General features: G+C 69.0%; 11 protein-coding genes and 1 tRNA gene. 3 read left to right on the top strand and 9 right to left on the bottom strand.

Translation table 11 applies throughout. The features are described 5' to 3' along the window. Nucleotide 1: 1 nt before the first annotated feature. The 3 genes from OOB33_RS09285 to OOB33_RS09275 form a co-directional block, all read right to left on the bottom strand. Nucleotides 2-1,957 carry a sensor histidine kinase gene (locus OOB33_RS09285; protein WP_271008456.1) on the bottom strand — a complete coding sequence of 652 codons (1,956 nt, stop codon included), beginning with the start codon at nt 1,955-1,957 and terminating at the stop codon, nt 2-4. Next, nucleotides 1,954-2,202, bottom strand: coding sequence for a PP0621 family protein (locus OOB33_RS09280; protein WP_102767837.1), 249 nt, complete (start codon nt 2,200-2,202; stop codon nt 1,954-1,956). The genes OOB33_RS09285 and OOB33_RS09280 overlap by 4 nt, the downstream gene beginning before the upstream one ends. Nucleotides 2,203-2,265: 63 nt before the next feature. Further along, nucleotides 2,266-3,159: a cytochrome C assembly family protein gene (locus OOB33_RS09275; protein WP_271008455.1), complete on the bottom strand. Its 894-nt coding sequence runs from the start codon at nt 3,157-3,159 to the stop codon at nt 2,266-2,268. Nucleotides 3,160-3,209: 50 nt separating this feature from the next. Here OOB33_RS09275 and ffh point away from each other — a divergent pair, with 50 nt between their 5' ends. Next, the gene (gene ffh / locus OOB33_RS09270; RefSeq protein WP_102767839.1) at nt 3,210-4,628 is read left to right on the top strand and encodes a signal recognition particle protein; all 1,419 of its coding nucleotides are present in this window, start codon (nt 3,210-3,212) and stop codon (nt 4,626-4,628) included. Between the two features lie 110 nt (nt 4,629-4,738). Here ffh and ftsY read toward each other — a convergent pair whose 3' ends face one another. Then, nucleotides 4,739-5,986, bottom strand: coding sequence for a signal recognition particle-docking protein FtsY (gene ftsY / locus OOB33_RS09265; RefSeq protein WP_333780323.1), 1,248 nt, complete (start codon nt 5,984-5,986; stop codon nt 4,739-4,741). A gap of 213 nt (nt 5,987-6,199) precedes the next feature. Here ftsY and OOB33_RS09260 point away from each other — a divergent pair, with 213 nt between their 5' ends. Both OOB33_RS09260 and OOB33_RS09255 read left to right on the top strand, forming a co-directional pair. Continuing rightward, nucleotides 6,200-7,102: a delta(1)-pyrroline-2-carboxylate reductase family protein gene (locus tag OOB33_RS09260; RefSeq protein WP_102767841.1), complete on the top strand. Its 903-nt coding sequence runs from the start codon at nt 6,200-6,202 to the stop codon at nt 7,100-7,102. Between the two features lie 140 nt (nt 7,103-7,242). Further along, nucleotides 7,243-7,319 (top strand) — tRNA-Met (locus OOB33_RS09255). A 132-nt stretch (nt 7,320-7,451) separates the two neighbouring features. Here OOB33_RS09255 and OOB33_RS09250 read toward each other — a convergent pair. From OOB33_RS09250 to OOB33_RS09230, 5 genes are all read right to left on the bottom strand, one after another. Further along, on the bottom strand, nt 7,452-8,273 hold the full coding sequence (locus OOB33_RS09250; protein ID WP_102767879.1) for a hypothetical protein: 822 nt from the start codon (nt 8,271-8,273) through the stop codon (nt 7,452-7,454). Nucleotides 8,274-8,426: 153 nt separating this feature from the next. After that, nucleotides 8,427-11,639 carry an efflux RND transporter permease subunit gene (locus OOB33_RS09245; protein WP_271008454.1) on the bottom strand — a complete coding sequence of 1,071 codons (3,213 nt, stop codon included), beginning with the start codon at nt 11,637-11,639 and terminating at the stop codon, nt 8,427-8,429. Nucleotides 11,640-11,665: 26 nt separating this feature from the next. After that, on the bottom strand, nt 11,666-12,982 hold the full coding sequence (locus OOB33_RS09240) for an efflux RND transporter periplasmic adaptor subunit (protein WP_271008453.1): 1,317 nt from the start codon (nt 12,980-12,982) through the stop codon (nt 11,666-11,668). After that, a complete protein-coding gene (locus tag OOB33_RS09235; RefSeq protein WP_271008452.1) occupies nt 12,979-14,256 on the bottom strand; it encodes a TolC family protein in 1,278 nt (425 codons plus the stop codon). The genes OOB33_RS09240 and OOB33_RS09235 overlap by 4 nt, the downstream gene beginning before the upstream one ends. A 201-nt stretch (nt 14,257-14,457) precedes the next feature. Next, entirely contained in the window at nt 14,458-14,832 is a 375-nt protein-coding gene (locus OOB33_RS09230; RefSeq protein WP_271008451.1) for a hypothetical protein, read from the bottom strand. Nucleotides 14,833-14,867: the final 35 nt, after the last annotated feature.

The following is a 14,867-nucleotide window of genomic DNA, read 5'->3' as shown; positions in this document are numbered from 1 at the left end:
CTCATCTCGAATTCGTTGGGGAGGGGGTGAAAGCAGCCGGCGGGGTGCTCGGCGGCGGCACGCGGCGCAAGCGCAGCACAAACTCATTGCCGGGCAACTGCGGGTCATGGCGGCGCTGCACATCGATGCGGGCGCCGTAGCGATCGCACAGCTCCCGGCAAATGTACAAGCCCAGGCCCGAGCCGCGGCTGCGCGTGGAGAAGAAGGGCTCAAACAGATGGCGCTCCACCTCGGGCGCGATCGGCCGGCCGGCGTTGAAGATGACCAGACGCGCCCAGCCCGGGCCGCTGGCGGCCGCTTCTTCTTCCAGCAAGACCTGCACCGAAGCCGGCCCCGGGTCGGCATGGCGCAGCGCGTTGTCCAGCAAATTGACCAGCACGCGACGCAGGTGCTCGGGGTCGAAGCTGACCACCAAAGGCTGCAAGGGCACGACACAGCTGAGCGGGTCCAGCGGCCCCGGCGCCAGCTGGTTGGTGCGCGCCCAGTCGAGGCAGGTCTCGTTGACCAGGGTGCTGGCATCGACCGGCGTGGGCGTGGGCACGGCGCCGGGCGCCACCTCCAGCACATCCTCGACGATGCGCTTGAGCCGCTGCACATTGGAGGCCACCATGCGCGTGAGCTGCTGCGCACGCGGCTCGCCGCTGGTGTCCTCGGCCAGCAAGGCATTGGCCTGATCGATGGCGGCCAGCGGGTTGCGGATCTCATGCGCAATGCCGGCCGAGACCCGGCCCATGGCCGCCAGCTTTTCCTGCTGGCTGCGCGCCTGGACCTGGCGGTTGTCCTCGATCAGCAGCACGCACAAATCCTCGGTGGTGTGCGACTCGCGCCGGCGCGTGAAGCGCATGCGCAGGCGCAGGCTGCGCTGCCAGCCGCTGGGGAAGCTGAGGCTGACATCGCGCCCCAGCTCGGGCCAGTTGCCAGCCACAAAGGCCTGCTCCACCGAAGCCACCAGGGGCTGCCAGGCCGGCACGCCGCGCAGGCGGAATGGCGCCTTGCGCACCATGGCCGGACCGGCCGGCGCTGCCTCAGCTGCGGCCACTGGCGCGCCATCGGCCAGCAGGATGCGCGCGGCCGGGTTGGCCGCCCGCACGCGGCCACGCCGGTCCACCACCAGCACGCCCTCTTGCATCTCCTCGATCACCAACCGGTTCAGCTGCGCCTGCTGGCGCGCCAGCTCCATGCTGCCGCGGGCCGCACGCTCCTCGCGCGCCAGGCGCCCGGCCAGCTCGCTGGCCAGCAGGCTGACCACAAAAAAGCCGCTGCCGACCAGGCCGGCCTGGGTCATGCGCAGGCCCACATCCGCGCCTTCCAGCACCGCCCAGCCAGACACCGCCAGCATCAGCAAGGCCGCCATGGCCGCCGTGGCCAAGGCCAGCAGGCGCGGCGTCAGCACGCCGGCCATCAGCACCGGCAGCACAAAGAGCGCGCCGTAATTGACCCCGGCCAGGCGATCGAAGGCATGGAGCAGGCCGAACAAACCGAGGTCCAGGCCGATGCTGGCCCACCACTGCGGGCTGGAGATGCGCGCCAGATTCTTGGCCGTGGCACCTCGCTGCAAACGCGGCAGCAGCCACAAGGCCAGGGCCTCGGCGGCATAGAGCAGGCAAAGGCCCAGGGTCCAGCGGGGCGGCGGCGCCCCCAGAAGCCCGGCAATCACCTGCGTGGCCACCAGCACCAGGCCCAGCGCCGCACGCGCAGCCAGAAACGCACGGTACAGGCGCGAAAACGCATTGCCTCCGGCTTGCACCAGGCGCCGCGCCTGCTGGAAGAAGAATTGCGAATCCTCGGCGCCCTCGTGCAGCGACTCGGCCTGCATGGCGTCCCAGGCGCCACCGAGGCTACTGCCTGTGTCGAACTGCGACTCGCCCGCATCGCCTGCCTCGGCGGCCTCCAGCTCCGGCCCCGGGCCGAACCAGGACTGGGCCGGATCCGCCCGCTTGATGGCGCCCAAGCTCATCGCGGGCCGCCGTGCTCCGCCTCGTACTGGCTGCGATGCGCCGCGCTGCAGAACACCCCGCCCATGCCGGGCAAGGCCTCATCGCGCGGCAGATGCAGGCCGCAATGCGCACAGCTGAGCATGTCCTGGGGCGTGGCCGGGCCGGGTTTCTTCTTCTCGGCCGGCGGCGCGGCCGGGCGCGCGCGCTTGAAGCCCAGCACAAAGAACAGGAGGGCCAGCAGGATGATCAGAAGCAGATATTTCATGGACGCAATCGAAACAACAGTTCAGCGACTCGGGCAGCGCGGCTGGCGATCAGCAGGCGCCGATCACAGCGGCGCGCGCTGCAACAGCACTTCCAGCACAAAGCGCGAGCCGGCGTAAGACAGCAGCAGGAGCAAGGCGCCGAAGTACAGCCAGCGCGTGGCGCGCCGGCCGCGCCAGCCAAAGACCTGGCGGCCGGTCAGCAAGCCACTCAGCACCAGCCAGCCCAGCACGGCGAACAAATTCTTGTGATCCCAGCGCCACTGTGGCGTGAACCACCACCCCAGCAGCAAGGCCAGAGACAGCATGCTCACCCCGGCCGCCACAAACTGAAAGGTCAGGCGCTCCAGGCGCAGCAGTGGCAGGCCCGGCTCGGGGCGTGCGCCCAGCATGCCGGCCCGGCCCATGGTGCCCGAGGCCACCTGACGCATCTGCCGCTCGGCCCGGCTCAGCAAGGCCGCATGCAGCACCGCCACACCGAACAAACCGTAAGAGGCCAGGCCCAGCACCCAGTGCAGCGGCGCCCAGGGCGAGCCGGCCAGCGGCCGCGCCTCGCCCGGGAACACCCAGGCCAGCGCCACCACCACCATCGCAAGCAAAGCCAGCACCCGGCGCACCCCGGGCACAGCCAGCGGCAAAAAGCGGCTCTCCACCAGATACACGCTGAGCACCAGCCAGACCGTCATCGACAAGGCCGGCGCAAAGCCGAAACGCGCCCCCACCAGGTCCTGGCCCAGGCCGGCGATGTCCAGCACCAGGGCGGCCAGATGCGCCGACCAGGCCAGCAGAACCGGCCAGTCCAGGCCCAGCCGCGCACGCTCGGGCGCACCATTGGCGGCGCGTGCGACCGGCGCACGCAGGCCCACCCAGAGGTAGCTCAAGGCTGCCAGCACACTGGCCGCAGTCAGCCACGGCGTGACAGCCGCCGAGGGGCTCATGAAGGCAGACGATAAAATCATCGGCACAGTGTACTTTTGCGCGCCGCCCGTCCGGACCGGCGCCACCCCCCATGGCTTCCAATTTGACCGACCGCCTGAGTCGCCTCGTGAAAACGATGCGCGGCCAAGCCCGCATCACCGAAAGCAATGTCCAGGAGATGCTGCGCGAAGTGCGCATGGCCCTGCTGGAAGCCGACGTGGCCCTGCCCGTCGTGCGCGACTTCATCGCGCGGGTCAAGGAGAAGTCACTCGGCGCCGAGGTCGTGGGCTCGCTCAACCCGGGCCAGGTGCTGGTCTCCATCGTCCACAAGGAACTCGCCGCCACCATGGGCGAGGGCGTGGCCGACATCAACCTGGCCGCCCAGCCGCCCGCCGTTATCCTGATGGCCGGCTTGCAAGGTGCCGGCAAGACCACCACCACCGCCAAGCTGACCAAGCACCTGATCGAGAAGCGCAAGAAGAAGGTGCTGACCGTCTCGGCCGACGTCTACCGCCCGGCCGCCATCGAACAGCTCAAGACCGTCACCAAGCAGGCCGGCGGCGAGTGGTTCGCCTCCAGCCCCGAGCAGAAGCCGCGCGACATCGCCCTGGCCGCGATCGACTACGCCAAGAAGCATTACTTCGACGTGCTGCTGGTCGACACCGCCGGCCGCCTGGCCATCGACGAAGCGTTGATGGCCGAGATCCGCGATCTGCACGCGGTGCTGAACCCGGTTGAAACCCTGTTCGTCGTCGACGCCATGCAGGGCCAGGACGCGATCAACACGGCCAAGGCCTTCAAGGAAGCCCTGCCCCTGACCGGCGTCATCCTGACCAAGCTGGACGGCGATTCACGCGGCGGCGCCGCGCTGTCGGTGCGCCAGATCACCGGTGCGCCGATCAAGTTCGCGGGCACGTCCGAGAAGATCGACGGCCTGGAAGTGTTCGACGCCGAACGTCACGCCGGCCGCGTGCTGGGCATGGGCGACATCGTGGCCCTGGTCGAGGAAGTGACCAAGGGCGTGGACGTGGCCGCCGCGCAGAAGCTGGCCGACAAGCTCAAGACCGGCAGCGGCTTCGACCTCAACGACTTCCTGGCCCAGATCTCGCAGATGAAGAAGATGGGCGGCCTCTCCGGCTTGATGGACAAGCTGCCCACCCAGATGACCGCCAAGGCCGGTGCGGCCGACATGGACCGCGCCGAGCGCGACATGAAACGCATGGAAGGCATCCTCAATGCCATGACAGCCAAAGAGCGCGCCAAGCCCGCCCTGCTGCTGGACGGCAAGAGCAAGGCCAGCCGCAAGCGCCGCATCGCCGCCGGCGCCGGCGTGCAGATCCAGGACGTCAACCGCGTGCTGGCTCAGTACGACCAGATGCAGGGCATGATGAAAAAGATGAGCGGCGGCGGCCTGATGAAGATGATGAAGAAGATGGGCGGCATGAAAGCCATGAAGGGCATGATGGGCGGCGGCGGTGGCATGGGCGGCATGGGTGGGCTCGGCGGCTGAAGCCCCAAGCCCCCGGCCCTTCACCGACGAAAAAGCCACCGCAAGCGGTGGCTTTTTTCATGGTGCAGAAACCGAGCGGTTCACCGGTTCACCCGCTCGAGAATCTCCGCTCACTCCAACAAGGCCTGCGCGAACTCGCGCGCATTGAAGGTCTGCAGGTCTTCCAGCTTCTCGCCCACTCCGATGAAATAGACCGGAATGGCGCGCTCGCGGGCAATCGCCGCCAGCACGCCGCCCTTGGCCGTGCCGTCCAGCTTGGTGACGATCAGGCCGGTCAGGCCCAGCGCGTCATCGAAGGACTTGACCTGGCTGAGCGCGTTCTGGCCGGTGTTGCCGTCCACCACCAGCAGCACCTCGTGCGGCGCATCGGCCTGCGCCTTGGTGATCACGCGCTTGATCTTCTTCAGCTCTTCCATCAGATGCAGCTGGGTCGGCAGGCGGCCTGCTGTGTCGGCCAGCACCACATCGCAGCCGCGCGCACGGCCGGCGCTGACCGCATCAAAAGTGACCGAGGCCGGGTCGCCGCCCTCCTGGCTGATGATCTGCACCTGGGTGCGGTCGGCCCAGACCGACAGCTGCTCACGCGCGGCCGCGCGGAAGGTGTCAGCCGCGGCCAGCAGCACTTTTTGGTCGGCCTCGGCCAGATGGCGGGTGAGCTTGCCGATGCTGGTGGTCTTGCCGGCGCCGTTGACGCCCACCACCATCATCACCGTCGGGCTGTGCTGGCCCACGGCCAGGCTTTTCTCCAGCGGCTTGAGCAGTTCGGCCAGAGCCTCGACCAGCAGACCGCGCACGGCCTGAGGGTCGGTCGCCTTGGCTTCCTTGACGCGGCGTTTCAGATCGGTCAACAAGAACTCGGTCGCCTTGACGCCGGTGTCAGCCATCAGCAGCGCTTCTTCCAGCTCCTCGTACAGCGCATCGTCGATCTGTGTGCCGGTGAAGACCTGGGCGATGCTGGAGCCAGTTTTGCGCAGGCCCTGACGCAGCTTGTCGATCCAGCTGCGGCGCGGCTCGGGCGCCGGCGCCGGGGCTTCAACGGCCACAGGCACGGTCGCCACCGCAGCAGCGGCCGGGGCTGACGCTGGCAGCGCGGCGGGCTCGGCCACAGACGCCAACTCCGGCGCCAACTCAGGCGCGGACACCGGATCCGAGGCCGGAGCCAAAACCGGAGCTGGGGTCGGAGCCGGAGCCGCGACAGGAGCGGGCTCAGGCGCCGGGCTGCTGGAAAACTTTTTCTTGAAGAAACTGAACATGGGCACTTTGGGCTGCGGCGCTGCGGCGGCCTCACGATCGGGAGGACAGGAAGCCGGGGCAGTGCCAGCGGGCGAGTGGGCCGGCGGAGCCAGCGCGACGCTCATCCCGGTGATCGGGGTTCGCACCGCAGCGGGACGTCGGCATCGACCCCCTCGCCTGCGGCTGCGGCCGGAATCATAAACGGCGCCCCTCCAGCGCCAGCCGCCGCCGCGAAATGCCCGAAATGCCCGGCCACCCGGTCGACTGCCACGCCCCGGGTGGATACTCGAATCCCGCTACGCTTCCAGCCGCCGCCTCGCCGCCCGGCTCGCGCCCCGATGGACATCCTCGACGCCCAGGCCACAGCCGCCCTGCTGCCTTTCGATCGCCTCGTGCCGGCCGTGGCACAAGCCATGCTGGACCTGCGCGCCGGGCTGATCCACGCGGCCACCCGCTCCGTCCTGCCCTTGCCCGATGGCGGCAGCTATCTGGCCATGCCCTGCACCGATGCGCAGTACGCCATCACCAAGCTGGTCGCCGTCACCCCTGCCAACCGGGCCTTGGGCCAGCCCACCATCCAGGGCCGCTTGCTGGTCAGCAGCGCCAGCCACGGCGAACCGCTGCTGGTGATGGACGGCTCGGTGGTCACCGCGCGCCGCACAGCCGCCGTCACCCTGCTCGGCATCGAAACCCTGCTGCATCGCCCGCCCGCGGTGCTGACCCTGGTCGGCACCGGCGAACAGGCACGCAGCCACGCCTGGGCCATGAGCCAGCGCTGGCCCGGCGTGCAGCTGCGCTGCGTCGGCCGCAACCGCGGCCAGGGCGAGGCTTTCGCCGCGCAGCTGAGCAAGGAAGGCCTGCCGGGCCTGCGCGCCCTGCCCCTGGAGCAGGCGCTGGAAGACAGCGAGGTCACGGTGGCCGCCACCACCAGCCTCAGCGCTGTGCTGCCCGCGCATGTGGCCGACACCACCTTGATCGTCGGCATCGGCAGCTTCACGCCGCAGATGGCCGAGCTGCCCGCCAGCGAAGTACGCCGCCGCCAGGTCTGGGTCGACGACCTCGACGGCGCCCGCCACGAAGCCGGCGACCTGCTGCAGGCCGGCATCGACTGGAGCCGCGTGCACAGCCTCGCCGAAGCACTGCGTCACTCCGATCTGATTCGCCCGCCGCTCTTGTTCAAGACCGTCGGCCATGCCGCCTGGGACCTGGCCGCCGTGCGCGTCGCGCTGCAAAGCTCATGACACGAGGCTTGGGGCCGATTTCAGCCCCGGCTGCAGCCGGCCGCCGTCCCTTGCCCCACCTTTCGTTTTCAAATTTCCTGAGATTTTTTCAAAGAACTCTTGCGCCGCCCAAAAAACCGGTGCTATAGTAGAGGGCTTGAGGCGCTTTAGCTCAGCCGGTTAGAGCGACGGAATCATAATCCGCAGGTCCGGGGTTCGAATCCCTGAAGCGCCACCAAATTGGAAGCCTTGCAAGTCGACGACTTGCAAGGCTTTTCTCTTTTCCGGATCAGCACTCGTGAAGCGGCTGGAAGAAAGCGCCGCAGCCTCCCCCCCCACCCCCTTCGACCAGCTGTCCCTCAGGACTGACTCACTCGAAGGCCGCCAGCACGCGCTCGCGGACCTTGCGGGCGGCGCGGCGGTTCCAGGTCAGACCGAGGATCAGGCGGCCGGCGGCTTTGAGGGCCAGGGCCGAGGTCAGCCACAGGCCCAGCACACAGGCGACCAAGAGCATCAGGTTGGACACCAACTTGCCCTGAGCGCTCTCTGTGCCGGCCGCCATCGCGCGCTGGATCTCGCGCGTCACATCACCAACACCGGCGATGGCATCGCCCAGCACTGTCTGGCTCAGCTGCAGCAGCGGCAAGGGCGCGCCGCGTTCGGGGGCGAGCAAGGCTTCGAGCGCCTGGTTGGCCGCGGTATCTTTGTTGATGTGCACCCAGGTCAGGGTGGCCAGCAGGGCCAGACCCAGGGCCAGCCAGGTGGTGAGCAGGCGATACCAGAGCGGGCGGCGCAACAGACCGGCCGACAGAGCCCAGTGCAGCCAGTTGGACACCAGGCCATGGGTCTCGCCGCTGGCGAAGTTCTTGGCCAGCAGCACCGTGCTCTGCCTGGCACCTGCCTTGGCCCCGCTGGCAATCCGCATACGCTGCCCCGGGCGCACGGCCATGTCGACATCGGACAGGCGAAAGGCGGTCTCCTTGCCGTCGTCGCTCTTGACCCAGAACTCCAGCTGCTCCGAGGTCGAGCTGGTGATCTGTGTGCTCGCGATATGACCGGAACCCTGGTTGATGTACCCGCCGCCGCCGGAGCCTCGCACATGGGTCTCGCTCCATTTCTGCTGCGAGACCACCTCGCCCTCGACCACGTCCAGCCACATCTCGCCTGCCGGCATGGCAACCATCTTGCGCATCGCACCCTCCCCTTCCTTCTTGTCTGTTGCGTCGATCGAAGCTGTGCAGCTTGCCCGCCGCCGCGCCCCTTGGCCATCACCCGAAGGGGCGGCATGGCCCAGTCGAGCGAACAGCGGCGGCGGCGGCAAGCCTAGCATTTGCAGCGGCCAGGCCTAAGCGCGGATGTCAGCGGCACTTGCGTTTGCTTGCAACTGTTGCTCTTCGTGCGCTTGTGCGCTGTGCGCCAAGTTCTGGCGCGCAGCCCATCGCCCATGCACCCAGCGATACAGCACCGGCAGCACCAACAAGGTCAACGCGGTGGACGACAAGATGCCGCCAATCACCACCGTGGCCAGCGGGCGCTGGACCTCGGCGCCGGTGCCCACGGCCAGGGCCATGGGCACGAAGCCGAGCGAGGCGACCAAGGCCGTCATCAGCACCGGGCGGAGGCGGGTCAGCGCCCCTTCGCGCACGGCATCATCAAGGCCCATGCCCTGCTCTTCGCGCAGGCTGCGGATGTAGGCAATCATCACCAGGCCGTTGAGCACCGCCACCCCGGACAGGGCGATGAAGCCCACGCCGGCCGAGATGGACAGCGGGATGTCGCGCAGCCAGAGCGCTGCGATGCCGCCACTCAGCGCAAAGGGCACACCGGTGAAGACCAGCAGGCCGTCCTTGAGGTCGCGGAACATGGCGAACAGCAACAGGAAGACCAGGCTCAAGGCCAGGGGCACAACGATCTTCAGGCGCTGGCCGGCGGACTGCAGCTGCTCGAAGGTGCCGCCCCACTGGGTCCAGTAGCCCGGCGGGATCTTGACCTCGGCCTGCAGCCGGGCTTGCGCCTCGGCCACAAAGGAGCCGATGTCGCGTCCGCGCACATTGGCCGTCACGACCACGCGGCGCTTGCCTTGTTCGCGGCTCAGCTGATTGGGGCCCGGCGCCATGTCGAACTGCGCCACCTCACCCAGGGTCACGTAGGCCGGCGCGGCATTGGCAGACGTTGGCGGCAGGCGCAGCGGCAAACGCTTGAGCGCCTCCACATCGCTGCGCAGGGTCTCGGGCAGGCGCACGAGGATGTCGAAGCGGCGGTCACCCTCGAACAGCGTGCCCGCCTCCTGGCCACCGATGGCGATGGCCGCGCTCTCCTGCACCTCGGCCACGCTCAGGCCCAGGCGGGCCAGCTTGGCGCGGTCCAACTGCAGGCTGAGCATGGGCAGGCCGGTGGTCTGCTCGACCTTGACATCGGCCGCGCCGGGGATGCGCTGCAGCACCGCCGCGATGGCCTCGGCGCTGCGCTCCATCACCGCCATCTCATCGCCAAACACCTTGACGGCCACATCGCTGCGCACGCCCGAGATCAGCTCGTTGAAGCGCATCTGGATGGGCTGGGTGAACTCGTAGTTCTGGCCCGGCACCTGGGCCACGGCCGCCTGCAGCGCGGCCACCAGGTCGGCCGTGGGCCGCTTGGGGTCGGGCCACTGGGCGCGAGGCTTGAGCATGACAAAGGTGTCGGCCACATTGGGCGGCATGGGGTCGGTGGCGATCTCGGCCGTGCCCAGCTTGGCGTAGACGCGCTGCACCTCGGGGAAGGTCTGGATCACCCGCTCCAGCTCGGCCTGCATGGCCACCGATTGACTCAGGCTGGTGCCCGGGATGCGCAAGGCATGCAGGGCAATATCGCCCTCATCCAGGCTGGGCACGAATTCGCTGCCCATGCGGCTGAGCATCAGGCCGCTCAGGCTGACCGACACTGCCGCCAGCGCCAGCACCAGGGGCTTGTTCAGCAAGGCCCAGTCCAGGGCCGGCGCATAGCCGCGGCGGGCCCAGCCCATCAGGCGGTTTTCCTTTTCGGCCACATGCTCGCCGATGAACAAGGCCACGGCCGCCGGCACAAAGGTCAGCGACAAGATCATGGCGCCCGCCAGGGCCGCCACCACGGTGAAGGCCATGGGGTGGAACATCTTGCCCTCGACCCCGCTGAGGGCAAAGATCGGCAGGTAGACCACCATGATGATGAGCTGGCCGTAGAGCAACGGCCGGCGTGCCTCGCGCGCGGCGGCAAACACCTCGGCAAAGCGCTCGCTGCGGCTCAAGCGTCGGCCGGCCAGGGCCTGGGCATGGGCCAGGCGGCGCACGCAGTTCTCGACGATGACCACGGCGCCGTCGATGATGATGCCGAAGTCCAGCGCGCCCAAGCTCATCAGATTGGCGCTGACGCGGTTGGCCACCATGCCGCTGAACGTGAACAGCATGGCCAGCGGAATCACCGCCGCCGTGATCAGGGCCGCGCGCAGATTGCCGAGGAAGAGAAAGAGCACCGCCACCACCAGCAGCGCGCCCTCGAAGAGATTGCTCTTGACGGTGGCAATCGCCTTGTCGATCAGCACCGTGCGGTCGTACACCGTCTGCACGATCACGCCCTCGGGCAGGCTGCGGGCGATCTCCTTGAGCTTCAAGTCCACCGCGCGCGCGACCACGCGGCTGTTCTCGCCCATCAGCATGAAGACCGTGCCCAGCACCACCTCGCGGCCGTTCTCGGTGGCCGCGCCGCTGCGCAGCTCCTGGCCCAGACCCACCTCGGCCACATCGCGCACGCGCAGCGGCAGGCCCTGGCGGGTCTGGATCACCGTGTTGGCTATGTCCTCGATCGAGCCCAGCTGACCCGGCGCGCGGATCAAATACTGCTCACCGCGCCGCTCGATATAGCCGGCGCCGACATTGCTGTTGTTGCGCTCCAGCGCCTGCACCAGCTCGGCCATGCTCAGGCCATGGGCCACCAGCTGCTCGGGCCGGGGCGCCACCAGGTACTCCTTGGCATGGCCGCCGATGGTGTTGATCTCGGTCACGCCGGGCACGGTGCGCAGCTGCGGCTTGACGATCCAGTCCTGGATCTCGCGCAGATCGCTGAGCGTGTAGGCCTGGCCATCGGGCCGGCGCGCCTCAGGCTTGGCCTCCACCGTCCACATATAGATCTCACCGAGGCCAGTGGCGATGGGCCCCAGCGCCGGCGCCAGGCCGGCCGGCAGTTGGCTGCGCGCCTGCTGGATGCGCTCGTTCACCAGCTGGCGGGCGAAGTAGATGTCGGTGCCATCCTTGAACACCACGGTCACCTGAGACAGGCCGTAACGCGAAAGCGAACGCGTCTGCTCCAGATTCGGCAGGCCGGCCATGGCCGTCTCAATCGGGAAGCTGACGCGCTGCTCGGATTCCAGCGGCGAGTAGCCAGGCGCCTCGGTGTTGATCTGCACCTGGACATTGGTGATGTCCGGCACGGCGTCGATGGGCAGGCGCTGCAGGCTGTACAAGCCCCACAGCGCCATGGCCAGCACGCCCAGCATCACCACCCAGCGCTGGGCGATGGCGGCTCGTATGAGTTTTTCAAACATGATGGTTTGCGTCCTCTCGCTCTTTTTCAATGCGCGTGGGCCGCAGCCGACTTGCCCAGATCGGCCTTGACGACAAAACTGTTGGCCGAGGCATAGCGCTCCCCAGCGCTCAGGCCTTGCAGCACCTCGGTGTGGCTGCCGTCGCTGCGGCCCAGGCGCACGGCGCGGGCCACCATGCGCTGGCCTTCGCGCACGTACACCTCGTCACGGCCTTCGCGGTTTTGCAGCGCTTCGTTGCGCACCGCCACCGGCACCGTCACCTCACCCGAGGCGCCCGTTTGGCCGGTTTGCAGCGCCACCGTCACCGGCTGGCCCGGCCGCCACTGGCCGCGCGGGTTGGGCAGCAACAAGCGGGCCATGGCGCTGCGGCTTTGCTCGGCCACCGTGCTGCCGATATGGCTCAGCGTCAGCGCCGGCTCGCTGGCCGGTGCGCCCTGGATGCGGCCGCGCGCGCCGATCTTCAGCTGGCCCAGGGTCTGCACCGGCAGGCTCAGCTCCACCCACAGCGTGCCCAGATCGGCCAGCTGGAAGATGGGCGCATCGTCCTTGAGCACCTCGCCGACGCTGATCTTTTTCTCGACCACCACGCCAGCCATGGGCGCGCGCACCTCGTAACGGGTCAGGCCCGCGGTGCCGCTGGCCGCCGCGCCGGCGCCCAGGGCCTGCAGCTTCTGGCGCGCGTTTTCGGCCGTGATGTCCGCCTCATGGAAGGCCTGGCGGGCTTGCAGGTAGTCCTGCTCGGCGCTGATCTTTTCCTCCCAGAGTTTCTTCTCGCGCTCGTAGACGCCGCGCGCCAGGGCCACGCGCTTTTGCGCCGCCAGCAGCTCGCTGCGCTGGTCGGCCAGGGCCTGGCTGGAGATGACGGCCAGCACCTGGCCGGCCTGCACCCGGTCACCGGCGCTGACGCGCACCGCCTCGACCTGGCCGGCCAGGCGCGGCGTCACCAGCACGCTGCGGTCCTGGTTCAGCTTGATCTCGCCCAGCAGCTCCAGGCTGCGGGCCAGCTTGGCCGGCCCGGCGGCTTCCAGGCGGATGGCCTGGCGCTGCAGCTGCTCGTCGCTGAGCTCGACGAATTCTTCGCCGCCGTCGGCGGAGCTGGCCGCCACAGCAGGGGCCGAGGCGGCCACCACGGGCGGGGCCGCCACAGAGGGCGCCTCTTCGTGGGGCGCCTCACCTTCGCCGTGCGCATGGGCCTCAGCCCCGGCCACGGCCGGCCCGCCGCGCAGGATGGCCCAGCCGCCGGCCAGGCCCATGGCCAGGACCACGGCCACGGCCAGGGCCTGCTTCTTGGGGCGTGCTGCCGGACTGGGATTTGTAGACTCTGTGTTGGTGCTGTTCTTCATGATGTGCGGTCTTGTTGGGTGGTGGGCTGCACGGCGAAAGGCGGCAGCCCCAAAAGGCGGGCGATCTCGGCGGCGGCGCGCCAGGCTTCGGCGCTCTGGCGCAGGGCTTGCTGGCGCAGCTGGAACAGGCTGCGCTGGGCATCGAGCACATCAATGAAAGCGAACTTGCCCAGCTCGTAGCCGCGCAGCGCGGTGTCAAACGCCGTCTGCGCCAGCGGCAGCTGCTGCTCGCGCAGGCTCAGCTGCTGCAGGCGGGTCTGGCGCAGGCGCTCCTGGGCTTGCGCCAGGTCCAAGCGCAGGCGCACTTGCGCGGCGGCCAGTTGCTCGCGCGCCTGCTCCTCGCGCTTCAGCGCTTCGAGCAGATTGCCCTCGTTGCGATCGCGCAGCGGCAAAGGCAGAGACAGGCCGACCACGGCCATGCTTCGCCCCGTTTCCGCCTCACGCTTGGCGCCCAGACTGACGGTCACATCAGGCACGCGCTTGGCGCGCTCGCCGGCCGTCAGGGCCTGGCGGCGGGCGATGTCCAGGCGGGCCAGGCGCAGGGCCGGCGCTTCATCGAGCGCCGTGCTGCTGGGCGCGACTTCGGCGCTGATGGGCGGCATCTGCTCGGCCTGGCCCTCGGCGCGCTCGAAGCGGGCCTCGGCGCCGCCCCAGAGCGCCGCCAGGCGCTGGCGGGCCAGGCTCAGCTCACTGCGCGCCTGGGCCAGGTCCGCACGCACGGCGCCGGCCGCGACCTGCGCCTTGTGCAGCTCCAGCGGCGCCACCTTGCCGGCCTGCAAACGCAGCTGCACCGCCTGCACGCTGCGCTCGGCCAGCTGCATGGCCGATTCGCTCAAGCGCTGCTGCTCCTGCGCCGCCAGCAGTTCAAAGAATGCCGTGCTGACGGCGGCCTGCAGCTCGGCCTGCCGAGCCTGCAAGCCCACGGCCGCCTGCTCGCGTGCATGGGCGGCCGCGGCCACGCGGGCGGCGCGCTTGCCGCCCAGCTCCAGGGCCTGGCTCCACTGCACGGTGCTGCTGCGGCTGGCACGGCGCGTGTCTTCGATCAGCAGGCTGAGCTCTGGGTTGGGGCCCACGCCAGCTTGCTGCTCGGCCGCTTCCTGAGCCTGCAGCTCCAGGCGCGCAGCGGCCAGGTCGGGGTTGTGGCTCAGGGCCAGGTTCAGGGCTTGCGGCAGGCTCAAGCTCGCCGTGGGGACAGGTTCAGGCGTTTGCGCCCGCAAGCCCGGGCTCAGCAGCGCCAGGGCGCAGAGCGACAGCAGCGCAGCGGCGCGTGTCATCCGCAGCGGCACGGGGCCAACAGAATTCAAAAAAGGGGTTCGCATCGAACACTCCGGTTTGTGTGGAAAAACAGCACATACGGGTGGTCGGCGCAGCGTCCGGCAGGCCTGAAACTGAAGCGTTCAGGCCGAGCTCACATCACACGGCCTGGCCGCGTGAGGACGAGCAAAAGGGAAAAAGAGTCTTGGACGACGCGCCGCTCAGGCGCGCAGCCAGTTGGGGCGGTCGCGCCCCTCGGGAATGTGCGAGCGCGCCGCTGCGCAGCGCGGCGGCGGGCGCCGCTCGGCGCCGTCGGCCTGGGCGCCCAGATCGGCGTCGGGCGACAGAGCCAGGGGCGAATGGTTGCAATGGCAGTGGCCGAGGGCACAGACATCCTGGGCCCTGAGCTCAAGCGCATCACTGTCATCGCCGAGCACTTGAGGCTCACGCGGCTCGGCATGGGCCTGGCCTTGCAGATGCACGGCCGCCTCCAGCGCACTGGCCTGGAACTCCTTGATGCAGCACAGCGCTGCCGCAGCCCAGCTGGACTGGGCCAGCATCAACAGTGCCAGCAGGGTGAGGAGGAGACGGCGCATGAAGGGCTTGAACGAGAGCGGGCGCAGTATAGCCA

The sequence above is a fragment of the Paucibacter sp. B51 genome (assembly GCF_027863535.1).
GTDB lineage: Bacteria > Pseudomonadota > Gammaproteobacteria > Burkholderiales > Burkholderiaceae_C > Paucibacter_A > Paucibacter_A aquatilis.
This window is presented reverse-complemented; position numbering and strand designations above follow the sequence as displayed.

Excerpts from the sequence above, each read along its gene's own strand:
- OOB33_RS09285 (WP_271008456.1), bottom strand. The coding sequence starts at position 1,957 with ATGAGCTTGGGCGCCATCAAGCGGGCGGATCCGGCCCAGTCCTGGTTC.
- OOB33_RS09280 (WP_102767837.1), bottom strand. The coding sequence starts at position 2,202 with ATGAAATATCTGCTTCTGATCATCCTGCTGGCCCTCCTGTTCTTTGTG.
- OOB33_RS09275 (WP_271008455.1), bottom strand. The coding sequence starts at position 3,159 with ATGATTTTATCGTCTGCCTTCATGAGCCCCTCGGCGGCTGTCACGCCG.
- ffh (WP_102767839.1), top strand. The coding sequence starts at position 3,210 with ATGGCTTCCAATTTGACCGACCGCCTGAGTCGCCTCGTGAAAACGATG.
- ftsY (WP_333780323.1), bottom strand. The coding sequence starts at position 5,986 with ATGAGCGTCGCGCTGGCTCCGCCGGCCCACTCGCCCGCTGGCACTGCC.
- OOB33_RS09260 (WP_102767841.1), top strand. The coding sequence starts at position 6,200 with ATGGACATCCTCGACGCCCAGGCCACAGCCGCCCTGCTGCCTTTCGAT.
- OOB33_RS09250 (WP_102767879.1), bottom strand. The coding sequence starts at position 8,273 with ATGCGCAAGATGGTTGCCATGCCGGCAGGCGAGATGTGGCTGGACGTG.
- OOB33_RS09245 (WP_271008454.1), bottom strand. The coding sequence starts at position 11,639 with ATGTTTGAAAAACTCATACGAGCCGCCATCGCCCAGCGCTGGGTGGTG.
- OOB33_RS09240 (WP_271008453.1), bottom strand. The coding sequence starts at position 12,982 with ATGAAGAACAGCACCAACACAGAGTCTACAAATCCCAGTCCGGCAGCA.
- OOB33_RS09235 (WP_271008452.1), bottom strand. The coding sequence starts at position 14,256 with ATGACACGCGCCGCTGCGCTGCTGTCGCTCTGCGCCCTGGCGCTGCTG.
- OOB33_RS09230 (WP_271008451.1), bottom strand. The coding sequence starts at position 14,832 with ATGCGCCGTCTCCTCCTCACCCTGCTGGCACTGTTGATGCTGGCCCAG.